A 22,717-nucleotide genomic window follows, 5' to 3' on the forward strand; every position below is an offset into this window, starting at 1 on the left:
ATCAGCAGCCCTGCGGGTGACGCAGGTGCCAGTCGGTCACGCGCTGCCAGGCGTCGGCGAGCTGCAGCAGACGGGACTCGGTGAAGTGTTCGCCGAGGAGCTGCAGGCCGATCGGACGGCCGTTCGAGTGCAGGCCGCAGGGCATCGCGATGCCGGGCAGGCCCGCGAGCGAGGCGGGAACCGTGTAGAGGTCCGAGAGGTACGCGGAGACCGGGTCGGCGTTGGCGCCGAAGTCGTACGCCGTGCCGGTCGTGACCGGACAGGCGATCGCGTCGACCTTCCTGAAGGTCTCGTGGAACTCGCGGGCGATCAGGCGGCGCACGCGCTGGGCCTTGAGGTAGTAGGCGTCGTAGTAGCCGTGCGAGAGCACGTAGGTGCCGATCATGATGCGGCGCTTCGGCTCGGGGCCGAAGCCCTCGTCGCGCGATTTCTTCATCATGTCGATGATGTCGTCGAACTCGGCGGCGCGGTGGCCGTAGCGCACGCCGTCAAAGCGCGAGAGGTTCGAGCTCGCCTCGGCGCAGGCGACGACGTAGTAGACCGGCACGCCGAGCTTCGCCATCGGCAGATCGATGTCGACGATCTCGGCGCCCTCGGAGCGGTAGAAATCAAGCACCTTCTCGATCGAGGCAAGCACCTCGGCGTCGAGGCCCTCGCCCATCCAGGCGCGGGGCACGCCGATGCGCAGGCCCTTCACGGGACGGCCGAGGTCACGCGTGAAGTCCTCGGAGGGCATGTCCACCGAGGTCGAGTCCCAGGGGTCGTGGCCGACCATGCTGCCCAAGACCATGGCGCAGTCCTCGGCGGAGTGCGCGAGCAGGCCCGCCGTGTCGAGCGACGAGGCGAAGGCGATCATGCCGAGACGTGAGGGACGGCCGTAGGTGGGCTTCATGCCCGTGACGCCGCAGAAGCTCGCGGGCTCGCGGATCGAGCCGCCCGTGTCGGTGCCCGTGACGATCGGCGCGAGGCCGGCGGCCACCGCGGCGGCCGAGCCGCCCGACGAGCCGCCCGGGACGGCGTTGGCGTCCCAGGGGTTGCCGACGCGGCCGAAGGCGGAGTTCTCGTTGCCCGAGCCCATGGCGAACTCGTCGCAGTTGAGCTTGCCGAGCGTGACCATGCCGGCCGACTTGAGACCGCGCACGACGGTGGCGTCGAACGGGCTCATGTAGCCCTCGAGCATGCGGCTCGCGGCGGTCGAGGCCCATTCCTTCGTGACGAAGATGTCCTTGTGGGCGATCGGGATGCCCGCGAGGGGACCGGCCTCGCCCGAGGCGATCAGGCGGTCGGCCGCCTCGGCCTGGCGGAGCGTCTCCTCGGGACGGACGTCGAGGAAGGCATTGAGGGACTTCTTCTCCTCAATACGCTCAAGATAGCCGCGGGCAAGCTCAACGGCCGAGACCTCGCGGCTCTGAAGCCGCCGAGACAGCTCGGCGACGGAAGCAAATGCATTTTCCATGACGGATTCTCTTTCCGGGGGCGGTTATTCGATCACCTGGGGAACCAGGAAGTAGCCCTCGGACTTCTCCGGAGCGTTCTGCATGTTTTCGGTGCGGTGATTTTCCTCCGTGACCTTGTCCTCACGGAGGCGCTCAACGCCGTCGTGCGGATTGGGCATCGGCTCGATGCCCTCGGTGTCCACGGAACGGATCTCTTCGATCATCTGAAAAATGTCATTCAGCTCGCCCTGCATGACCGTGATCTGTTCTTCAGAAATGTCAATGCGGCCGAGATCTGCAATGCGGCGAATGTCGCCGGCGCTTAAAGGCATGGTGACGTCTCGAGGGGAAAGAGTGAGATAGGAAACGGCGTCCGGCTGTGACGGAGAGGAATCGTACGGAAATCACGTAACAACCCCATACACACGACCGTGCGGCACAGGGGACAGCCTGCTCCTTGTTAAAGGTGAGTTAGTTTATCATTGCAAAATTGTGCGTGCGGCACGCCCGGACCTGCCCCGGAAGGTCTCAAAATTTCAGTCCGCACAAAGTGCTTCCCACAATTCGAGCGAAACCTAAATGTTCGGCTTCTTCAGAAATTATTTCTCCAACGACCTCGCCATCGACCTCGGAACGGCCAACACGCTGATCTACGTCCGCGGCAAGGGCATTGTCCTCAATGAGCCGAGCGTCGTCGCCATCCGCCAGGAAGGCGGTCCCAACGGCAAGACGACCATTCATGCCGTCGGTCACCAGGCCAAGCAGATGCTCGGCCGCGTCCCGGGCAACATCAACGCCATCCGCCCGATGAAGGACGGCGTGATCGCCGACTTCACGGTCACCGAGCAGATGCTCAAGCAGTTCATCCGCATGGCTCATCCGTCGCGCCTCTTCGCGCCGAGCCCGCGCATCATCATCTGCGTGCCCTGCGGATCGACCCAGGTCGAGCGCCGCGCGATCAAGGAAAGCGCGCTCGCCGCGGGTGCCTCCGAGGTGTTCCTCATCGAGGAGCCCATGGCCGCCGCCATCGGCGCGGGCCTCCCCGTCAACGAGGCCGCCGGCTCGCTCGTCGTCGACATCGGCGGCGGCACGACCGAGGTGGGTCTCATCTCCTTGGGCGGCATGGTCTACGCCGGCTCCATCCGCGTCGGCGGCGACAAGTTCGACCAGGCGATCATCAACTACATCCGCCGCAACTTCGGCATGCTGATCGGCGAGCCGACCGCGGAGCTGATCAAGAAGAAGATCGGCTCGGCCTTCCCGGGCTCCGAGATGATGGAGATCGACGTGAAGGGCCGCAACATCTCCGAGGGCGTGCCCCGCACCTTCACCGTTCACTCGAACGAGGTGCTCGAGGCGCTCTCCGAGCCCCTGAACCAGATCGTCGTCGCGGTCAAGAACGCCCTCGAGAAGACGCCGCCTGAGCTCGGCGCAGACATCGCCGAGCACGGCCTGATGCTCACGGGCGGCGGCGCGCTGCTGCGCGACCTCGACCAGCTCCTCAAGGAGGAGACGGGTCTTCCGGTGCACGTCGCCGAGGAGCCGCTCAACTGCGTCGTGAAGGGCTGCGGCATCGCGCTCGAGAACATGGACAAGCTGCGCACCGCTTTCGCTGCCGGCTGATTTTTCCCCTGCCGAGGAGGTCGGTCTTAGGAATGGAATACGGAGCTCCGCCGCTCTTTCGGCAGGGTGTGTCGGCAAAGGCCAAGTTCATCTTCTTTCTGATGCTCTCGGTGGCCGCGATTCTCGTCGACGGGCGCTTGAAGGCGCTCGACGGCGTGCGCAGCACGATCGTGAGCTTCACCTCGCCCGTCGTTGAGGTCATCCACCTGCCCGGCCGCCTCATCAGCGAGGCCGAGGGGTACTTCATCAGCAAGCGGCGCCTGAACGAGGAGGTGACCCGGCTCTCCGAGGAGAACCAGCTCCTGCAGCTCAAGGCCGCCCGCTACGAGGAGGTGCAGCTCGAGAACGAGTCGCTGCGCAAGCTCCTCTCGACCGTGGGCCAGGACTCCGAGCGCATCTCCACCGCGGAGGTGATCGGCCGCGTCGCCGATCCCTTCTCGCGCCGCATTCAGTTGAACGTCGGCGACCGCGAGGGCGTGCGCATCGGCATGCCCGTCATCGGCCCCTTCGGCGTGCTCGGACAGGTCTCGCGCACCGTGAGCCGCTTGTCCGAGGTCACGCTCATCACCGACCACACGATGCGTCTCTCGGTCATCAACCGCAGGACCGGGGCGCTCTTCGTCCTCGCCGGCACGGGCGAGAGCGCGCTCTCGGTGCTCTTCGCGCTTCCCGGCGCGGACCTCCGCGAGGGCGACGAGCTCGTCACCTCGGGCCTCGACCGCGTCTTCCCGAAGCACGTCCTCTGCGCGACCGTGACGAGCGCGACCTATCAGCCGGGCGAACCCTACCTGCGCGTCGAGGCGCGCGCCGTCGAGGAGATCGACGACATGCTCTTCGCGACCGTCGTCCTCACCGATCCCGACCCCGCGGCCGAGCTCAAGGAGACGCCCGAGGGCACCCGCTTTGAGAGGAGAAGCCGCAGATGATGAAGCCCGACTACAGCGGTCTGCGCGCTGCCGACGACTCCGTGCGCCTCGAGCGCCCCGCGTCCGCCTCCTGGGTGGTCTTCACCTTCCTCATGGCGATCGTCTTCACGATCGCGGGCTCGCCCTGGCTCTGGATGCCGAACTTCCTCTCGCTCACGATCATCTACTGGACGCTGAGGCAGCCCGAGAGCGCCGGCATGACCGTCGCCTTCATCTGCGGCATCCTGATGGACGTCATCAACGGCTCCGTGCTCGGGCAGCAGGCGCTCGCCTTCGTCACGCTCTGCTACTTCACGACCTCGCTCGCGCGGCGGCTCGCGTGGTTCAATCTCATCGGCCAGAGCCTGCACATCCTGCCACTGCTTCTCTTCTCGCAGATCCTCGTGATGCTCGTTCGCCTCTGGTTCGACGGCCTGTGGCCCGGCTGGGAGTGGTTCCTCTCGAGCGTGACGGGCGCCCTCATCTGGCCCGTCTGGGCGAAGATCCTCAGGCCGCGCCCCGAGCCGGTCAAGACGCTCTGACGCGCCATGGCGATCGAATCCCTTGCCTTCAAGGAAGAGGACCAGGACATCGGGCCCTTCAGGCGCAGACTGATGTTCGCCTGGGGCCTCGTCGTCCTGTGCCTCTCCATTCTGGTGCTGCGCCTCGGCTGGCTGCAGATCATCCAGGGGGACCGCTACGTCCAGCGCGCCGAGGCGAACCGCACGGTGACGACCACCAACCGCGGTTCGCGCGGCCTGATCTTCGACCGCAACGGCACCCTTCTCGCCGCCAACCAGCTCTCCTGGTCGCTCGAGATCACCCTTGACCAGACCGCCGAGCCCCTCGACCAGCTGATCGACCGCCTCTCCGAGGTCGTCACCATCACCCCCGCGAACCGCCGCCAGTTCCGGCGCCTGCGCGAGGACCTGAACCGCTACGACGGCATTCCCATCCGCTCGGACCTCACCGAGGAGGAGGTCTCCGTCTTCCTCGGCCAGCGATGGCGCTTCCGCGGCGTTGACGTGAACCAGCGCGAGCACCGCATCTATCCGCTCGGCGCCCTGGGCAGCCACATCCTCGGCTACGTGGGCTCGATCTCCCAGGGTGACAAGAAGCGCCTTGAGAAGGAGGGGACGCTCGAGCTCTACACCGGCGAGCGCGAGATCGGCAAGGTGGGCATCGAGCGCAGCTACGAGCACGTGCTCCACAGCACCCCGGGCCACGAGACGCTCGAGGTGACCGCGGGCGGCCGCTCCGTGCGCACGCTCGACATCGTCGCCCCGAAGCCCGGCCAGAACCTGCGCCTCACCGTCGACATGAACCTGCAGCGCGTCGCCGAGGCCGCGATGGAAGGCAAGACCGGCGCCGTGATCGCCATCGAGCCGAAGACGGGCGGCATCCTCGCCTTCGCGTCGCTGCCCACGTACGACCCGAACCTCTTCCCCGGCGGCATCGATCCGGAGAGCTGGAACTATCTGAACACCTCGCCCGAGAAGCCGCTCCTCAACCGTGCGATGCGCGGCCTCTACCCGATCGGCTCGACCTACAAGCCCTTCATGGCGCTCGCCGGTCTCGAGACCGGCGCGGTCACGGCCGACTACATGCTCAACGACACCGGCGTCTTCCAGGTCGGCAACCACCGCTTCCGCGACGTGACGGGCTCGCCGAAGGGCATGCTCAACCTGAGGAAGTCGATCGCGATCTCCTCGGACATCTACTACTACTGGCTCGCCACGCAGATCGGCGTCGACGGCATCTACAACTTCATGAAGCAGTGGAAGTTCGGCCAGAAGACGGGCATCGACCTCGTGGGCGAGCAGACGGGCATCCTTCCGAACCGCGAATGGAAGGAGAAGCGCTACAAGCAGCCCTGGTACGTCGGCGACACGCCGTCGCTCGGCATCGGGCAGGGCTACAACGCCTTCACGCTGCTGCAGCTCGCGCACGCGACGGCGACGCTCGCCAACCGCGGCGTCATCATGACCCCGCATCTCGTCTCGAAGATCGAGGACCCGGTCACGGGCGAGGAGACCGAGGTGAATCCCGAGCCCGCGGGAAAGATACCGCTCAAGGACCGCAACATTGACGTGGTGATCGCCGGCATGACCGACGTCACCCGCATCGGCACGGCCCGCTCGGTCTTCAGGGGCACGCCCTACAGCGTCGCTGGCAAGACCGGCACCGCACAGGTCGTGAGCATTGCGCAGGACGCGAAGTACGACGCGAAGAAGCTGCGCCGCGAACTGCACGACCATGCACTCTTCATCGCCTTCGCGCCGTCGCGCAACCCGAGGATCGCCGTGGCGATCCTCGTCGAGAACGGCGGCTTCGGCGCGAGCGCCGCCGCCCCGGTCGCCCGCGAGATGATGGACTACTGGCTCACGGGCGAGAACCGGCTCGAGCTCCCGCCCCCGAAGGGCGTCCCGCTCATTGACATGAAGGCCCAGCGCCAGCGCGCCGGACGCTCCGGAGGAAACGAGAGATGAAAAACGAAGTCGTGCGCATCTCGTCGCTCTCCGCGCGCTGGCTCCTCGCGCGCGTGCTGCGCTTTGACCTGCTCCTTCTCGCGATCGTGATGTGCCTCGTCACCGTGGGCTTCATCACGCTCTTCTCGGCGGGCCACTCCTTCCCGTGGCGCATCGAGGACCAGCTGAGGAACATCATCATCGCCTCGGTCGCGATGTTCGTCGTGTCGCTCGTCCCCGTGAAATGGTTCGAGCGCATATCGCTCCCATGCTTCATTCTCGGCTGCGTGCTCCTTGCCGCGACGGCCGTGGCGGGCGTCACCGTGAAGGGAGCCACCCGCTGGCTCAACATCGGCGTGCGCATCCAGCCCTCGGAGATCATGAAGCTCGCCGTGCCGATGATGCTCGCCTGGTACTACTGGAAGCGAAGCGAGTCGCTGCGCTGGTGGGACCACTTCGCCGCGCTCGGCCTGCTGCTCATCCCGGTGGCCTTCATCCTGAAGCAGCCCGACCTCGGCACCGCGATCCTCGTCTCGATCGCCGGGCTCTCGGTGATCTTCTTCGCCGGCGTGAGCATCCGCATCGTGCTCGGCTGCCTCGCGGCCCTCATCCTCGCGCTCCCGTTCCTCTGGACGCTCCTGCATGACTACCAGCGCGAGCGCGTGATGACGCTCTTGGACCCGACGCTAGACCCGCTCGGGCAGGGCTTCCACATCCTGCAGGCCCTCATCGCCATCGGCTCGGGCGGCTTCAAGGGCAAGGGCTGGATGGAGGGCACGCAGGCGCACCTCGACTTCATCCCGGAGCGCACGAGCGACTTCATCTTCGCCGTCTTCGGCGAGGAGTTCGGCTTCGTGGGCGCGACGCTGCTTCTCGCGGCGTACCTCGCGCTCATCTCGCGCAGCTTCATCATCGCGGCCTACGCGCCCACGCGCTATTCCAGGCTCCTCGCCTCGGCGATCGGCGTTATCTTCTTCACGTACACCTTCGTCAACATCGGCATGGTGAGCGGCATCCTGCCCGTGGTCGGCGTCCCTCTGCCCTTCATGAGCTACGGCGGCACGGCGCTTCTGATCCTCGGCGTCTGCACGGGAATCCTGCTCGCCATCTCGGCCGAGTCGAAGGACTGAATCCTGTTCACCTTCCTCCGGGAGCACCACTCATGACCGCCGGACGCTCGTTCGCGCTCGGTGCGGCCACGGCCGCCCTGCTTCTCCTCACCGCATGCAGCTCGAACTCCCCCTACTTCGAGAACGACGGGCCGCCGACCTTCTTCACCGGCTCCGGGGCGGAGAACGCGAGCCCGCGCGTCGAGCCTTTCAAAAAGGCGTCGCTGCGCCCCTACAAGGTGCTCGGCAAGTGGTACACGCCGGTCACCTCCGACACGGCGATGCGGCAGACGGGCACGGGCTCCTGGTACGGCAAGCAGTTCCACGGCAAGAAGACCAGCACGGGCGAGACCTACGACATGTACGAGCCGACGGCCGCGCATCCGACGATGCCGCTGCCGTCCTACGCCCGGGTGACGAACCTCGAGAACGGCCGCTCGATCATCGTGCGCGTCAACGACCGCGGCCCCTTCCTGCAGAACCGCGTGATCGACCTCTCCTACGCCGCCGCGAAGACCCTCGACTACTCGAGCAAGGGCACCGCGCGCGTGGAGGTGCGGCGCCTCACCTGGAGCGAGATCCGCTCGGGCTCGTGGAAAGAGGGCGCCGCCCCGGCGCCGGCCCCGGCACCCGCGCCTGCCCCCGCTCCCGCCGCAGCTCCGGCTGCGGTCACCGCACCTGTCTCGACGCCCGTCCAGACCGCGGCCGCGGATCCCGACTACCCGGTCGATCCCGTCGAGGCGATCGTCGCCTCGAGCATGCCGCAGAGCGGCTGGGGCGTGCAGATCGGCTCCTTCTCGCAGGCCGGGAACGCCCAGGCCTTCGCGGCCCATGCCGAGGCCGTGCTCGCCGCCGACGAGGGCGGCGCGAGGAACGTGCGCATCGTCGAGGACGGCACGCTCTGGCGCGTCATCGTGGGCGGAGGTCTCACGCACGACGCCGCGGCCATCGAGGCGAAGTCCGTGGGCTCGAGGCTCGGCGTGAGCGCCTTCAGCATCGAGCGGTGAGGATTACCATTCGGGACAACGAATTTTTGAAGAGAAAGCCGGCGGGCCCCCGGGGGCCGGCCGCCTTTCTGATGAACTTTGACTGAGGTAGACAAATGACGACTGCAACGGAATTCATCCGCGACGCCTGGAAGGGCGAGACCCTCGAGGCGCTCAAGGAATTCATCCGCATCCCCTCGAAGAGCCAGTCCTTCGACAGCAACTGGGAGGCGAACGGCTACCTCCGCGCCGCACTCGAGCAGGCCGCCGCCTGGGGCGCGAAGCGCTTCCCCGCGGGCACCTTCGACATCATCAGCAAGCCCGGCATCGCCCCGGCGCTCTTCATTGACCTCCCCGCGACGGGCGGCCACGACGGCCGTCCCTTCTTCCTCTACGGCCACCTCGACAAGCAGCCCGAGACCGAGGGCTGGCGCGAGGGCTTCGGCCCCTGGACGCCGGTGGTCGAGGGCGACCGCCTCTACGGCCGCGGCGCCGCCGACGACGGCTACAGCTTCTACGCGGGCCTCACCGCCGTGCAGGCGCTCGAAGCGGAGGGCACGCCGCATCCGCGCATCGTCGGTCTCTTCGAGACGGCCGAGGAGTCGGGCTCCGTGGGCCTCGTCGAGTACCTCGAGGACATCACCGCGCGCGCGGGCAATCCCTGCGTCCTCGCCATCCTTGACCTTGGCCTCTGCGACTACGACCGCCTCTGGCTCACGCGGAGCCTCCGCGGCGTCGGCGGCTTCAAGCTCAAGGTCGAGGTGCTCGAGCAGCCCGTCCACTCGGGCACCGCGAGCGGCAAGGTGCCGAGCTCGTTCGCCGTGATGCGCCAGCTCCTTGACCGCCTCGAGGACCCGGCCACGGGCCGCGTGAAGATCCCCGAGTTCCATGTGGAGATTCCCGAGGGCATCCTCGAGGAGATCCGCAGCTGCGCGAAGATCCTGGGCGAAAAAGTCCTCGACTTCCCCTGGGCGGGCTCGACCGAGCCGCGCTCGAGCGACCCCGCGACCGCGATCCGCATGAACACCTGGGAGCCGACGCTCTCGATCCTCGGCGCCGACGGCCTTCCCCCCACGAGCTCGGCGAGCGGCCTGATCCGCGCGAGCACCACGCTCGCCCTCTCCTTCCGCATCCCGGCGGGCGCCGACCCGAAGGCCGCGCTTGCGGCCGCCGAGCGCGCCGTGACGGAGAACGTCCCCTCGAAGGCCCGCGTCACGGTCTTCGACAGCTTCGCCGAACCGGGCTTCGTCGCCCCCGACCTCGCCCCGTGGCTGCTCAAGGCCGCCGACGAGGCGAGCCGCGAGTTCTGGGGCAACGGCCTTGAGTTCTGCTTCGAGGGCGCGACCATCGGCACGATGAAGAACTTCGCGGCCTGCTTCCCCGAGGCGAGCTTCTTCAACGCGGGTCTGCTCGGCGCGAAGGAAAGCGCCCATGCGCCGAACGAGTCGCTCCTGCTGCCTTATGTCGAGCGCCTTACCGCGACGCTCGCCCGCGTGATCGCGGCCGTTCCGCACGCCGGGAAGTGAGTCAGTCATGCGCCGCGACTGCGTCACGCAGGTGATCGTCCGCTGGGCGGACGGCGAGGAGGACAACTTCGCCACGCCCTTCGAGGCCGAGAGCTTCATCAATTACTCGCTCGACGAGCTCGGCGTCCCCGTCGCCGCCTGGCTCGAGGACATGAAGGGCGTGAAGAAATGGGACTACCAGATCGTCGAGGACGAGGAAGGCGTGCTGCGCCTCGTCGACTGACGATTCGATGAAAGGAGATTCAAAAAATGACTCAGAACTGCCCGCTCTGCGCGGAGAAGCCCGAGGGTGAATTCTGGCGGGGCCGCCGTTTCTACGCGATCGACGCGGGAAGCGACGACTTCCCGGCGTTCATCCGCATCGTCGACCGGGAGCACAGCCCCGAGATGACCGCCCTCACGGCGCAGAAGCGCGCCGAGCTGCGCGCGCTCCTCGACGCCGCCGAGGAGGAGATGATCGCCGCGCTCCATCCCGACAAGATGAACTGGGCGCAGTTCGGCAACATGGTGCCGCACGTGCACTGGCATCTGATCGCCCGCTGGCGCGATGACGGGTTCTTCCCGGAGTGCCCCTGGGGACCGCGCCAGCGCACGGTCGCGCCTGAGATCACGGCTGAGCGCCGTGCGCTCGCGAAGGCCCTGCTGCCGAAGCTCGCGGCCCGCCTCTCCGAGGTCGAGTCCGCCTTCTGAGATCAGTCGGGGCAGGAGGCGAGGTTCTCCTCGCCGAGCACCTTGCGGATGCGGTCGTTCTCGTCCCGCGTGAGGTTCGGGAAGACGAGCTTCACGAAGCCCTCGCGCCCGCCGCGCTCCTCGACGACCACGTTGGAGAGCGACCAGGCGCGGGCCGCCTCGCGGGCCCAGCGCTGCGCGAGCGAGCGGATCCCGGTCTGCGCGATCCTGACGGCGTAATGGCCGCCGTCGAGCTCCATCACCTCGCCATTCTGAAGTCCGGCCGCCGTGAGCGTCTCAAGCGCCTCGGCGGCCTTCTTCTTCGTGCTGTATGGGCCCGCATAGACGATGCGCTGCGCGATGTCCGCGTGCTCCATGATCATGCGGTCAAGGACGCCGGTCTTCTCGAGCTTGCGGCGCAGCTTCGGCAGCCCCTTGCGCTCGACCGGGCCGTAGCGCAGGCAGACGGCCTCTGCCACGGGCACCGTGGAGAGCACGGGCTCGACGAAGACGGGGGGCGGAAGCTTCTCCTCCGCCTTCACGGGCTCGGCCGCGGGCGGCGCCACGGGCTCCTCCTCGGCCTTGCGCACCACGGGGAGCGCCTTCGGCACCGTCACTGCATCAAGCGTCACCCCCGCCCCCTGCTCAGGAACGGTGCGGAGAGTCTCCTCGTCGCTCTTCATGTAGAGGAGGGCGGTGAACGCTGTGGCGACGAGGGCGAGAAGGATGACGAAGTATTTCATTTAAAGCTTTCTGAGGGAAAAAGCCGGGAGGGTTTTTACAGGCTGAAGACCCCGGTCACGGGCTTCCTGATCGGCTTGTGCCTCGCCATTGCGGCGAGTCCGAGCAGAACAAGATTGTGCCTCAGTGTCACCTCCGGGAGCATTTTGCGCAAGCGCGGCTCGGCAAATTTCGCAGCTCCCCCCGCGAGCACGACGCGCACGCGGTTCGTGCTCCCGCGCGACTCCTCGTAGGCGACGAGCTCGTCGTAGGCGATGCGCACGAGGCCGGTCTGGCTGTCGAGGATGCCCGTGCCGATGGCGTTGCGCGTGTTGGTCGGGAAGGGGTTCCAGTCACCCACGTCGCCCGAGAGCGCCGTGATGCCGTCCGAGAGCGAGCTCTGCATCATGGAGGGCCCGGGCGCGATGCGGCCGCCGAGGAACACGTACTTCCCCGGGGCCTCGCAGAAGACCGCGTCCACGGTCGTGGCCGTTCCCATCTGCACCACGAGCACCGATTCGCCGGGCTCGGCCGTGTCAATCGCGCCGAGCGCCGCGCACCAGCGGTCGGCGCCGAGCTGCGTGGGCTCGTCGTAGCGGCTCCTCAGCACCAGGTCCTCGCTCTCGAAGGCCGCCTGGGAGCGCACCCACTGCCAGGCGATGCCGTGCTCGTTGAAGAACTTCGTCGCCGAGAAGGCGAGCTCGGGCGCGGCCACCGTGCAGCCGAGCACGCGGTCCGGCGCGAGCTTGAGCCAGTCCGCGTAGAGCTTGCTCTTGAATCCCGTCCGGCCGCGGTGGATCACCATCGTCGGCTCGAGCTCCTCGTCGAGCGGCGCCCACTTCAGGGCCGTGTTGCCAAGATCTATCAGGAGTGTCTTCACTTCCCTCTTCTCCCCCGGTGTTTATTTCTTCTTCTCTTCTCCGAGGAGCGAGATGAGCTCACCCGACAGTGCACTCCACTCCCCGCGCCGCCCCTCGATGATGAGCCGGCCCGTGGCGTCGATGCCGCGGTCAATGCCGGCCGTCTCGTGTCCGGGCTCGTCAGGGGTGCTCCAGACGACCGTCCTTCCGTGGAAGGCGTCGTAGAGCGGCCAGCGCTCGATCAGCCGAGCGAAATCCTGCGTCGAGCGTACGGAGGCGAACTGCGCGAGGAGCTCCGAAACAATAAGCCCGAGAAGCTCTCCGCGCATCTCCGCCGAAAGTACGGACACGCGGGGCGTGATCGCCGTGATCGGCCATCCGTTCCCGGTGCGGCCGCCGGGCTCGACGGCGAGGTTGAGGCCGCAGCCGATGATGAGACTGCGCGCGCCCGTGCGGTCCGTCACCGTCTCGATCAGGATGCCGCCCGCCTTGCCGCCGGCGGTCCAGATGTCATTGGGCCACTTGACGAGCACCTTCTCGCGAGCGCCCTGGCTGGCGGCCTTCGCCACCGCCATAGCGGCGATGATGCTCACGATGCCGGGCGCCGCCGAGAGGAAGGGGCGCGTGACGGGGAGGCCCACGGAGAAGATGAGCGTCCCGGCCATCGGCCTCCAGACACGGCCGTGCGTGCCGCGTCCGGCGGTCTGTCGGTCGACGGTGAGAAGAACGGGGCCCGTGAAGGCCTTTGCGTGGGCCCGGGCCTTGAGGTCGTCATTGGTGGAGCCGGTCTCGGCCTTCCACTCGACTTCGACGTCGGGCGAGAGCGAGCTCTTGAGCGCGCTCAGGAAACTGCTGGCGGACATGAGTTGGGGGTTTCAGCGGGTGCGGGCGCGTCGGAGGCCCCGCTCAGTTATATTGTCTAGCCTCGGGATCCATGAGGATCCCCAAGAGCGCTTTTTCCTTCAATTTTGGCACAAGCGGCGCGCCGCCCCGTGCGAAGACGCCCCCTTCGAAGAGGCATGTTCATCCGAAAACTACTGCTCGCGCTGCCCCTTGCCGCGCTTCTTTCCTCGCCCGCCCCCGCCTCGACCGTCATCGTTGACCTCGAGAGCGGCCAGACGATCCTCGAGGAGGAGCCCGACCGCGCCGTCGACGCCTCGGGCGTCGCCCCGATGGTCGCCGTCTACACGGCGCTCGACATCATGCGTGAGCGCAGCCGCAGCCTCTTTGACATGGTGCCGAGCCCCTGGCCCGCAGATGCATCGAAGGAAAAGGACGATCCCGAGCCCGCGCGTGAGATCGATCTCGCCACGCTCCTGCAGGCCGTGCTGATGAACGGCTCGCCCGAGGCGCTCGCAGCGATCCCCGCCGCGCTCGGCATGACCGCGGAGGAGTTCTCGGCCGGCATGAACGCCGCGCTCGGACGCGCGGGCATCGCGGAGCCGAAGTTCGCCTTCCCCTGCTCGGAGACGGCGCCCTGCACGACCAGCGCGCGCGATGTCTCGAAAATCGCCGTCAGCCTCTACGAGCGCTTCCCGATCGCACGCATCTGGGGTGCTGCGCAGACGCTCGAGATCCCGGGCATCCCGCCGCAGCAGACCGCGAACTTCTTCCTTGAGCGCAGCCCCGCCATCACCGGCATCTTTGTCTCGCCCGGCAACGGTCAGGCGAGCGCCGCGGTGCTCTCCGAGAACCCGCGCGGCACCGAGGCCCGCATCCGCAGACTCATCGCCGTTGAGCTCAACGACCCGAATCCGGGGACGCTCCGGGAGCGCCTCACGTCGCTGTTTCTCCGCGCCTACCGCGACTACGAAACGCTCGAGGTGTACCCGGCGGGCACCGTCGCGGCGAAGCTTCCCGTCTTCAAGAGCAGCCTCGAAGAGGTGAACGCCGTGGTGCCGCTCCCGGTCTACGCGACCACGAGCCGCGAGCGGATGATCTCCGAGGGCTCGAAGGCCTTCGATCTGCGCGTGAGCTATTCTTCCCCGCTCATCGCCCCTCTGAAGCAGGGCGACCGCGTGGGCGAGCTGCAGATATTCGAGAACGGCCGGATGATCGTCACCGCACCGCTCGTCGCCGAGGAGGACGTGCCGCTCGGCAGCTTCCTCTCGCGCTTCATCGACACGCTGCGCCTCGCGCTCGGCCAGGACGCGCTTCACTGAAACCAGACCCGATTGCTGAAAGAAAATGACTGAGGAAAAGAAAGACATCATCACCATGGACACGCCGGTCACGGGCGAGTCCGGCGGCCCGGAGCTCGTCGAGGCCGTCGAGGAGGCCGAGGAGCTCATGAAGTTCCCGATGGACTTCCCGATCAAGGTGATGGGCAACAACACCCCGAGCTTCCCGCAGACCGTCGCCGACATCGCGCGGGCCCACTTCGAGGACTTTGACGAGAAGACGATCGAGGTGCGCTACTCGCGCACCCGCAAGTACATGTCCGTGACCGTCACGGTCGTCGCCCGCTCCCGCGAGCAGTTGGACAGCGTGTACCGCGCCTTCCACGCCTGTCCCGAAGTGAAGTTCGTGTACTGAGGAGGAACTGACCGCCATGGAGCAAGAAGAACTGACCGAACCCGCTCAGCAGCCCGCGGAGCGCCCCTATCCCGGCCGTCTGGGCGCCTGGATGGCCTTCTGCCGGCCTAAGACCTGGATGATCGCCTGCGCGCCGGTGATCGCCTCCCTCGCGCTCGCCTGGTGCGAGTCGGACGGCTTCCGTCCGGTGGTCGCGGTCTTCACGCTCCTCATTGCGATCATCATGCAGGCCACCTCCAACATGGAGAACGACCTCGGCTACGCCGAGCGCAATGCCGAGACCGGGAACCGCAGGGGGCTGCCCCGTGCGACGACGCTCGGCTGGATCAGTCTGCCGACGGCGCGCCGCGCCATCCGCGTGATGATCGTGCTGGCGCTCCTCAACACCGCCGTCCTCATCTACTTCGGCGGCTGGGTGTTCGCGCTCGTCGGCCTCGCCTCGGTGCTCGCCGCCTACTGCTACATGGGCGGCCCGAAGCCGATCGCCTACACGCCCTTCGGCGAGCTGCTCGTGCTCGTCTTCTTCGGCCTCACCGCCGTCTGCGGCACCTACTACCTGCAGACCGGCACGCTCTCCGCGGCCGCGGTGCTTCTCGGCGCGGGCCTCGGCGCCATCGCCTCGGGGGTGCTTGCCGTCAACAACTACCGAGACCTCGAGCACGACGCGAGCATCGGCCGCATGACGCTCGCCGTGACGCTCGGCCGTCCCCGCTTCGTGCAGCTCTTCAGCGTGCTGCTCGCGCTCCCCTACTTCACGACCCTTCTCACCGTGGGCCTCTCGCCCTCGCTCTGGCCCTGCCTCATCGTCTTCGCGAGCGCGCCGAAGGCCATCCGGACCTTCCGCGACCTCCCGAGGCACGAGCATGAGGAGCTCAACGCCGTCATGTTCAGCTGCGTGAAGCTCGAGGGCATCTTCGCCATCCTCTTCGCGGCCGGGGCGCTCGTCGCCGGGCTCTTCTGAGAAATCATCATCCCCAGGATGCACTGAGGGCGGGTTCCGCGAAGGAATCCGCCCTCTGTCATTCAAGGAGCCGCCCGTGGCGGGCGCGGGCTTACTCGGCCGCGTCCGTGCTCTCCGTCTTCGAGGACTCGACGTTCTTCATGCGCTCGGCGATCTCCTCGGCCGTCGCGATCGTGAAGCAGGTCACGACCTTCTGGACGCCCGAGACCATGCTGGCGGTGTGGGCGGCGTTCTGCGCCTCCTCGGCCGTCACGAGGCCCATCAGATAGACGATGCCGCGCTCGACCACGACCTTCATCTGGTTGAGCGAGATCTTGCCGTTGCCGATGATGCTCGTGCGCACCTTGGTGGCGAGCAGCGAATCCGAGAAGCGGGTCGTCACGGACGCGGGATCCATCACGGCGATCTCGTTGACGACGCCCGTCACGTCGAGGCTCTTCATCGCAGTCTGCTCGGCCTGGCTGCGGCTCTCAAGCGACGTGGTCTCGCCCGAGAGCAGCACCTTGCCCTCGTAGGCCGTCACGGTGATGTGATGCGGGGCCTTGCCGAGCACCTGGTCGATCTCGTACGAGAGGCGCTTCTCGACGACCTCGTCGCTCACGATCGTGCCGGCCGTGCGGCGGTCGGTGGCCACCGAGGCCGTGGTCGCGGCGGCGCCGCCCACGATGAGCGGCGCGGCGATGCAGCCCGAGAGCACCGCGGCGCCGGCGAGCGACGCGGCAATGACTGATAACTGACGGGTGATGATCTTTGTCTGCATGATGCTCTTTCGAGAGGTGTTGATGAAACCGGCGTCTCAAGGGATGTCCATGTCGCGCACCGGGAGACGGCCGCTCGACTGCGCCGCGGCCTCGTAGCTGTTGGCGGTGCGCAGGATGGGAGCGATGCGCTCCCAGCAGGCCTGGAAGTGAGTGCGGTGGACGAGAATCTTGTGCGAGCGGTAGCGCATCAGGTCCGAGCCGGCCCAGCGGCGGAGAACCTCGCGCACGCTCTCCGGGGTGGCGTTGAGGATGGACGCGGCGACGCGCGTGCTCGGGAGCGCTCCGAGAGCGATCCACTCGACCGACTCGTCGCGCAGGCGGTCGAGAAAGTCGGGACTCCCGACGTGCGTGCAGACGATCAGCAGGACGCCGAGGCGCTCCTCGAGCGTGGTCGAGTGCGCGACGAGCATGCCGAGACGGTCGCTCACCGCGCAGACGGATGAATAGTGCGAGAGCTCGCGCTGCCAGGCGGGATTCTGGTCGCAGATGCGCAGCAGCAGATCGGCGTTGACCATCGTCACCTCGGTGGTGGTCACGCACCAGTGGCGCCTCTGCATGCGGTCCTGCAGGTAGAGCGTCTCGTAGCTGCCGCAGAGGGCGCCGGGGCCCGAGAGCGACAGGAAGAGCGGGTCCTCGTGGAACGGGTCGACGAGCGCCTTGGCGACGATGCCGCGCCTCACGAACATCAGCTTCTGAAAGAACCCCGGGGATTCATAGATGCGCTCTCCCCGCATGAACACGGTCCTGTGGCCGATGCTCTGGAGCACACCGGCCATGGCGCGGGAAAGCCTCGGCGCGAACCAGGGCAGGAAGGGAGAGGTGGACTTCATGGTCAAGTAGTAACAACAAAAATGATGTGATTGCTGTGAACAACCTGTATGAACAACTTTTCTGTTTGGTCTGTGTTTTTGTGGACAACTCGCGGAGGGCGTCGGCGGTCTCCGTTTTTCTCCCCCGGCTGTCCAAAGTTCCCCACAGGACTTTCCCAGGGTTGTCCACACCTAAACTTTCAGCGCATCTTCATGATCCCGCTTGATAAAATGCGGTTATCCACAGAAGAGGCGCTCCCCTACTACAAACTACTACTTATTTATATAAAAAGTATCAATTGAATAAGGGGATTGGGGAAGAGGTGGACCAAGAGGATTTTACCTTGTGGGTTGCCTGTGGGCATCCGGTGGGTTGATCACTGCAATCTGTTGAAAACATTTCATATCTCTCTGATGTTCCTGAGAAAATCAGGGAGCGTTTTTGTGCTGGTTATGCACTCCGAAGGGCACGAGAACGCTCGGCATCAGGGTCTGGATCTTCTCGAGGTGCCTCAGCTGGTCATCGAAGAAGATATGCGGGCGGATCGCCTGCAGGATGTCCTTCTTGTCGAGGCCGTCCAACAGGAAAAGCTCCGCGGCGCTCATGCCGAAGCTCTTCAACGTGGTGATGAGACGCTCCTCGCTCGGCGCCCCTCGTGAAGTGACGATCGAGATCCGGATGGCGGGCTTGAAGTACGGATCCGTCCTGCCGCGCTGCTCGTAGTCAAGACGCTGGAAGCGCGAGAGCTTCTCGAAGAGCCCGCGCAGCGGCCCGGGCGAGTGCGGCGTCGCGGCCTTCTCGAGCTCGAGCGCGGTGAATCCCTTGAGGCCCTCGGCCTGGTAGCGCCGCTCGGCCTCGTCGTCGGCGAGCACGCCGTCGAAGTCAAAGGCGATCCTCAGCGTCGGGTCGTCGTCGTCCACGTCCTTGACGGCGCTCGGCAGCACCAGTCCGCCGGGAAGCCCCGCCTCGATCGCCTGGGTGACGTTCGCCGGGTTCGCGGAGAGAAAGAGCGACACGCGGAAGGCCGAGATGAAGGGGAAGGTGGACTGCCCCGACGTGAAGGCGCCGGCGTGGATGGGAAGCTGATGGTGCCGGCACGAGGAGAAGAAGCGCCGCGCGGTCTCGGGCGAGTTCCGCGAGAGCGCGACCACCCGGAAGGGCTCCGATCCGGGAAAGAGCTTGTTGAGGCCGAGCAGGCGCTTCACGAACGGAAACGCCACGCCCGGGGCGAGCGGCTCGTCCTTCATCTTCACCTGGTAGTCGCGGAATGCGGCGTAGCCCTGCTCCTCGAAGAGACGGTGCTCCTGCTCGAGGTCGAAGAGCGCCCGTGAGGAGACGGCGACGACAAGCTGTTCGTTCGGGTTGGCCATGGCGGGGTTTCGTGAGGGTTTGAATGCACGGAAGGCGCCCGGAATGCCTTCCGAGGCGCCTTCTGAAGAACCGGGGGGCGATCAGGTGTCGATGTTGCCGAAGAGCGCGTTGCTCTCGATGAAGGCCCTGCGGGGCTCGACCACGTCGCCCATGAGCATCGAGAAGATCGCGTCGGCGTTAACGGCGTCCTCGATGCGCACGCGGAGCATGCGACGGACCTTCGGATCCATCGTCGTGTCGCGCAGCTGCTCGGGGGTCATCTCGCCGAGTCCCTTGTAGCGCTGGCGGATGAGGCCCTTCTCGGCCTGGCGCATGAGCCAGTTGACGGCCTCGGCGAAGTTCTTCACCGGGCACTCCGCGTCGCCGCGGGTCACCTTGGCGCCGTCGCCGATGACGCCCTCGAGCATCTTCGAGCTCTCGCGGAGCTTCTGATAGTCGGCGCTGAGCAGGAACTCCGGGTGCACCGTCGTGGTCTTGGCGTTGCCGTGCTTCATGCGGTGGACCTTGAGGAGGTGCTTCTCGCCCTCCTCGTCCCAGTAGGCCTCGACCCTGACATTGGGGTCGCGCATCTCGCGCTCGAGCTTTTTCGCGCTCTCCTCGGCCTCGAACGTGTTCTCGAGCGAGAGCTCGACGCCGGAGGCCACGGCGAGGAGCACGGCCTTGTCGATCACGCCTCCGAGGCGCGAGATGACCGCGTTGGCCTGCAGGTACTCGGCGACGAGCGTCTCGAGCGCCGTGCCGCGCACGGGGGCGTCGTTCGCGACCGCCTCCGCGTTCGGGTAGAGCGAGGCGCCCGAGAGGGCGAGGTCCGTCAGGTAGGCGCTCATCTCGGCCTCGTCCTTCAGGAACTTTCCCTTGTCCTTGCTGTTCTTCTGCACCTTGTAGAGCGGCGGCTGCGCGATGTAGACGTAGCCGTTCTCAATGAGCTCAGGCATCTGGCGGTAGAAGAGCGTGAGCAGCAGCGTGCGGATGTGCGCGCCGTCCACGTCCGCATCGGTCATGATGATGATGCGGTGATAGCGCAGCTTCGAGATGTCGAAGCTCTTGCCGATGTTCGTGCCGAGCGCGAGCGTGAGCATGCGGATCTGCTCGGAGTCGAGGAGCTTGTCCTGCGCGGCCTTCTCCACGTTGAGCACCTTACCGCGCAGCGGCAGGATGGCCTGGTTCTGGGAGTTGCGGCCCTGCTTGGCGGAGCCGCCGGCGGAGTCGCCCTCGACGAGGAAGAGCTCGGAGTAGGCCGGGTTCTTCTCGCGGCAGTCGGCGAGCTTGCCGGGCAGGCCCCCGCCCACGCCGGTCTTGCGGGTGAGGTCGCGGGCCTTGCGGGCGGCCTCGCGGGCGCGCGCGGCGGTGACGATCTTCTCGCAGATGATCTTCGCGTCGTTCGGGTTCTGCTCGAGGTAGAGCGCGAACTCGCGGGCGACCACGTCCTCGACGGCCGGACGGACCTCGCTCGAGACGAGCTTGTCCTTCGTCTGGCTGCTGAACTTCGGCTGCGGAACCTTCACGGAGAGCACGCAGGTGAGGCCCTCGCGCATGTCGTCGCCCTCGGGGTCGACCTTCGCCTTCTTCGCGAACTCCATCTGCGAGATGTAGTTCTTCAGCACGCGGGTCATCGCCGCGCGCAGGCCGGTGACGTGCGTGCCGCCGTCGCGCTGCGGGATGTTGTTCGTGTACGCGGTGAGGCTCTCGTTGTACGAGTCCTGCCACTGCATGGCGATCTCGACCTCGACCGGGACGCCGTTCGAGAGCACCGTCTCCTTGGCGTGGAAGATCTTCGGGTGGAGCACGTTCCTCGACTGGTTCTTGTACTCGACGTAGGCGATGAGGCCCTTGTCGGTCTGCAGCTTCGCCTCGTGCGAGGTGCGCTGGTCGCGGATCGTGATCGCCACGCCCGAGTTGAGGAAGGAGAGCTCGCGCAGGCGCGAGAGCAGCGTCTCGTAGCTGAACTCGGTGACGTGCTCGAAGATCTCGAGGTCGGGGAGGAAGTGAACCTCGGTGCCGCGGCGGTTCGTGGGCCCGAGGAGCTTCATCGGCGAGATCGTGACGGTCTGGCCGGTCACGGGGTCGGCGGCCTCCTCGACGATGCGGTTCTGCACCTGTCCGCGGCGGAACTCGAGGAACCTCGCCTCGCCCTCGCGGCGGACCGTGAGGCGCAGCCAGCTCGAGAGGGCGTTGACGCACGAGACGCCCACGCCGTGCAGGCCGCCGGAGATCTTGTAGCCGTTGTTGTCGAACTTGCCGCCGGCATGGAGCTCCGTGAGCGCGATCTCGCTCGCGCTGCGCTTGGGCTTGTGCTTGTCGTCCCACTTGATGGCCGTCGGGATGCCGCGGCCGTCATCCACCACGGAGATGGAGTTGTCCGTGTGGATCGTCACCTCGATGTGCGTCGCAAAGCCCGCGAGCGCCTCGTCGATGGAGTTGTCCACAACCTCGTAGACGAGGTGATGCAGACCCGTGCCGTCGGCGGTGTCGCCGATGTACATGCCCGGGCGCTTGCGGACGGCCTCGAGACCCTCAAGGATCTGGATGCTCGACTCGTTGTAGGCCGACGGGTTCTGATCGGGAACGGCTTCGTCGAGATTGGCGACCTGAGGGAGAGCCTCAGGCGTTTCGGGGGACTGGTTTTCCGCTTCGGTCATTGGATCCGTATTTCCTTGGCCCCGGGCGCCCCCTCGAATCCTTCGGATCCGGGGCCGCCGGGAGGCCGCTAAACGTTCGAAATCTGTTCTTCACTAGCGAACAATGCGGACTCTCCCGTGTATGAGGAGCAGTCCGCACGTTCCCCGCGCCCTTTCATCCGGGGCGCGGCTCTCTTCCGATTCCTTGAGGGGATCAGATGCGCATCGGCATGATCAGGTAGCGGAAGTTTTCCGACTCGGGCATCGTCACGAGGACGCTCTTCGGGGTCGGCGCAAAGTGGAAGTCCACCTCGGAGTTCTTCAGGTTCGTGAGGAGCTCGATCATGTAGATCAGGTTGAAGCCGATGTCGAGCTCGGGCCAGGTCCAGGGCGCCGTGAGCGTCTGGCGGGCCTCCTCCTGCTCGGCGTTGTTGCCCTGGATGAGGAGCTGGCCCTGGCTGAAGAGCCAGCGGATGCCGTGGAACTTCTCGTTGGTGAGAATCTGCACGCGGCGCAGCGCGAGGAGGAGCTCCTCGCGGTTGATGCGCACGCACTGCGGGTTCGTCTGCTCGGTGGGCATCACGCGCTGGTAGTCGGGGAAGCGGCCGTCAATCAGCTTGCTCACGAAGTCGATGCCGGCGAAGGAGAGACCGATCTGCGTGTCGGCGAGGTTGACCGAGACGGGCGTGTCGTCCTCGGGGAGGATGCGGAGCAGCTCGCGCACGGTCTTCCTCGCGACGATCGCCTCGACCTTCGTCTCCTGGTTGAGGCCGTCGACCTCGGCCTCGCAGTAGGCGAGGCGGTGCGTGTCGGTGGCGACGCACCGGAGCTTCGAGCCCTCGACCACGAAGAGCACGCCCATCAGGAAGTAGCGGTGGTCCTTCGAGGCCATCGCGAACGAGGTCATCGTGAGGAGGTAGCGCAGGGTCTTGGCGGGAATCGCGAAGGAGCACGTCCAGTTCGAGGTGCTGATCACGGGGAAGTCCTGCGCGGGCAGGGTCTGCATCGTGAAGCGGCCGTTGCTCGTGACGAACTCGGCCTGGCCCTCGTCGTTGATGTTCACGTCGATCGTGTCGAGCGGACGGAGCGCGGAGAGGATCTCGCTCGTCTTCTGGGCGGAGACGGTGAAGCTGCCCTCGACGCCCGGGACGCCCACCTCGGCGGTGGTGCGGATCTGGATGTCAAGGTCGGTGGTGGAGAACGTCACGCGGGTGTCCTTCTGCTCGATGAGGATGTTGCTCACGACGGGAAGGGACTGGTTGCGCTCAACGATGCCCGAGACGACCTTGACGGGCTTGAGCATGTTTTCAACGGGGCTGGAGATGTGCTTCATGACAGTGTTGAAAGGATTTGATTAAA

At 66.4% G+C, this 22,717-nt stretch carries 22 protein-coding genes; 12 read left to right on the forward strand and 10 right to left on the reverse strand.

Features of this window, described 5'->3' with window-relative positions; translation table 11 throughout:
- Window position 1: 1 nt before the first annotated feature.
- A complete protein-coding gene (gene gatA, locus Q4F91_RS00185; protein WP_303333747.1) occupies window positions 2–1,456 on the reverse strand; it encodes an Asp-tRNA(Asn)/Glu-tRNA(Gln) amidotransferase subunit GatA in 1,455 nt (484 codons plus the stop codon).
- A 24-nt stretch (window positions 1,457–1,480) separates the two neighbouring features.
- Complete coding sequence (gene gatC / locus Q4F91_RS00190; RefSeq protein WP_303333748.1) at window positions 1,481–1,768, reverse strand: Asp-tRNA(Asn)/Glu-tRNA(Gln) amidotransferase subunit GatC; 288 nt, start codon at window positions 1,766–1,768, stop codon at window positions 1,481–1,483.
- A gap of 247 nt (window positions 1,769–2,015) precedes the next feature.
- On the opposite strand from gatC, the gene Q4F91_RS00195 reads away from it, so the two are divergent.
- The 9 genes from Q4F91_RS00195 (at window position 2,016) to Q4F91_RS00235 (ending at window position 10,743) form a co-directional block, all read left to right on the forward strand.
- Window positions 2,016–3,059, forward strand: a complete 1,044-nt coding sequence (locus tag Q4F91_RS00195; protein WP_303333749.1) for a rod shape-determining protein — start codon at window positions 2,016–2,018, stop codon at window positions 3,057–3,059.
- A gap of 32 nt (window positions 3,060–3,091) precedes the next feature.
- Window positions 3,092–3,985, forward strand: a complete 894-nt coding sequence (mreC, locus tag Q4F91_RS00200; protein WP_303333750.1) for a rod shape-determining protein MreC — start codon at window positions 3,092–3,094, stop codon at window positions 3,983–3,985.
- Window positions 3,982–4,506, forward strand: a complete 525-nt coding sequence (mreD, locus tag Q4F91_RS00205; protein ID WP_303333751.1) for a rod shape-determining protein MreD — start codon at window positions 3,982–3,984, stop codon at window positions 4,504–4,506. The genes mreC and mreD overlap by 4 nt, the downstream gene beginning before the upstream one ends.
- A gap of 6 nt (window positions 4,507–4,512) precedes the next feature.
- Window positions 4,513–6,453: a penicillin-binding protein 2 gene (mrdA, locus tag Q4F91_RS00210; protein ID WP_303333752.1), complete on the forward strand. Its 1,941-nt coding sequence runs from the start codon at window positions 4,513–4,515 to the stop codon at window positions 6,451–6,453.
- A complete protein-coding gene (gene rodA, locus Q4F91_RS00215; protein ID WP_303333753.1) occupies window positions 6,450–7,562 on the forward strand; it encodes a rod shape-determining protein RodA in 1,113 nt (370 codons plus the stop codon). The genes mrdA and rodA overlap by 4 nt, the downstream gene beginning before the upstream one ends.
- Before the next feature lie 32 nt (window positions 7,563–7,594).
- Window positions 7,595–8,548 (forward strand): septal ring lytic transglycosylase RlpA family protein, encoded by a 954-nt coding sequence (locus Q4F91_RS00220; protein WP_303333754.1) that lies wholly within the window; start codon window positions 7,595–7,597, stop codon window positions 8,546–8,548.
- 95 nt (window positions 8,549–8,643) lie between these two features.
- Window positions 8,644–10,053, forward strand: a complete 1,410-nt coding sequence (locus Q4F91_RS00225; RefSeq protein ID WP_303333755.1) for a M20/M25/M40 family metallo-hydrolase — start codon at window positions 8,644–8,646, stop codon at window positions 10,051–10,053.
- 7 nt (window positions 10,054–10,060) lie between these two features.
- Complete coding sequence (locus Q4F91_RS00230) at window positions 10,061–10,276, forward strand: hypothetical protein (protein ID WP_303333756.1); 216 nt, start codon at window positions 10,061–10,063, stop codon at window positions 10,274–10,276.
- A 26-nt stretch (window positions 10,277–10,302) separates the two neighbouring features.
- Window positions 10,303–10,743, forward strand: coding sequence for an HIT family protein (locus Q4F91_RS00235; RefSeq protein WP_303333757.1), 441 nt, complete (start codon window positions 10,303–10,305; stop codon window positions 10,741–10,743).
- A gap of 2 nt (window positions 10,744–10,745) precedes the next feature.
- On the opposite strand, the gene Q4F91_RS00240 is transcribed toward Q4F91_RS00235, so the two are convergent.
- Genes Q4F91_RS00240 through Q4F91_RS00250 form a run of 3 tightly spaced genes read right to left on the reverse strand, consistent with a single transcriptional unit; the run spans window position 10,746 to window position 13,165 of the window.
- Entirely contained in the window at window positions 10,746–11,465 is a 720-nt protein-coding gene (locus Q4F91_RS00240) for a hypothetical protein (protein ID WP_303333758.1), read from the reverse strand.
- A 35-nt stretch (window positions 11,466–11,500) separates the two neighbouring features.
- Window positions 11,501–12,322: a type III pantothenate kinase gene (locus tag Q4F91_RS00245; RefSeq protein WP_303333759.1), complete on the reverse strand. Its 822-nt coding sequence runs from the start codon at window positions 12,320–12,322 to the stop codon at window positions 11,501–11,503.
- 21 nt (window positions 12,323–12,343) lie between these two features.
- Window positions 12,344–13,165: a biotin--[acetyl-CoA-carboxylase] ligase gene (locus Q4F91_RS00250; RefSeq protein WP_303333760.1), complete on the reverse strand. Its 822-nt coding sequence runs from the start codon at window positions 13,163–13,165 to the stop codon at window positions 12,344–12,346.
- A gap of 156 nt (window positions 13,166–13,321) precedes the next feature.
- On the opposite strand from Q4F91_RS00250, the gene Q4F91_RS00255 reads away from it, so the two are divergent.
- The 3 genes from Q4F91_RS00255 to menA are packed head-to-tail and all read left to right on the forward strand — an operon-like array spanning window position 13,322 to window position 15,798.
- Window positions 13,322–14,464 carry a D-alanyl-D-alanine carboxypeptidase gene (locus Q4F91_RS00255; protein ID WP_303333761.1) on the forward strand — a complete coding sequence of 381 codons (1,143 nt, stop codon included), beginning with the start codon at window positions 13,322–13,324 and terminating at the stop codon, window positions 14,462–14,464.
- Window positions 14,465–14,489: 25 nt separating this feature from the next.
- A complete protein-coding gene (locus tag Q4F91_RS00260; protein WP_303333762.1) occupies window positions 14,490–14,837 on the forward strand; it encodes a YbeD family protein in 348 nt (115 codons plus the stop codon).
- Window positions 14,838–14,853: 16 nt separating this feature from the next.
- Entirely contained in the window at window positions 14,854–15,798 is a 945-nt protein-coding gene (gene menA, locus Q4F91_RS00265; protein WP_303333763.1) for a 1,4-dihydroxy-2-naphthoate octaprenyltransferase, read from the forward strand.
- A gap of 91 nt (window positions 15,799–15,889) precedes the next feature.
- Here the strand turns inward: menA and Q4F91_RS00270 are convergent, their stop codons facing one another.
- The 5 genes from Q4F91_RS00270 to dnaN all read right to left on the reverse strand — a co-directional run bounded on the left by Q4F91_RS00270 (window position 15,890) and on the right by dnaN (window position 22,691).
- Entirely contained in the window at window positions 15,890–16,558 is a 669-nt protein-coding gene (locus Q4F91_RS00270; protein WP_303333764.1) for a BON domain-containing protein, read from the reverse strand.
- Between the two features lie 36 nt (window positions 16,559–16,594).
- Complete coding sequence (locus Q4F91_RS00275) at window positions 16,595–17,389, reverse strand: Crp/Fnr family transcriptional regulator (protein ID WP_303333765.1); 795 nt, start codon at window positions 17,387–17,389, stop codon at window positions 16,595–16,597.
- A 408-nt stretch (window positions 17,390–17,797) separates the two neighbouring features.
- Window positions 17,798–18,739 (reverse strand): 5'-nucleotidase, encoded by a 942-nt coding sequence (locus Q4F91_RS00280; RefSeq protein ID WP_303333766.1) that lies wholly within the window; start codon window positions 18,737–18,739, stop codon window positions 17,798–17,800.
- Window positions 18,740–18,820: 81 nt separating this feature from the next.
- The gene (locus tag Q4F91_RS00285) at window positions 18,821–21,379 is read right to left on the reverse strand and encodes a DNA gyrase subunit B (RefSeq protein ID WP_303333767.1); all 2,559 of its coding nucleotides are present in this window, start codon (window positions 21,377–21,379) and stop codon (window positions 18,821–18,823) included.
- A gap of 193 nt (window positions 21,380–21,572) precedes the next feature.
- Window positions 21,573–22,691, reverse strand: a complete 1,119-nt coding sequence (dnaN, locus tag Q4F91_RS00290) for a DNA polymerase III subunit beta (RefSeq protein WP_303333768.1) — start codon at window positions 22,689–22,691, stop codon at window positions 21,573–21,575.
- Window positions 22,692–22,717: the final 26 nt, after the last annotated feature.

This window comes from Sutterella sp. (assembly GCF_030539355.1).
GTDB lineage: Bacteria > Pseudomonadota > Gammaproteobacteria > Burkholderiales > Burkholderiaceae_F > Sutterella.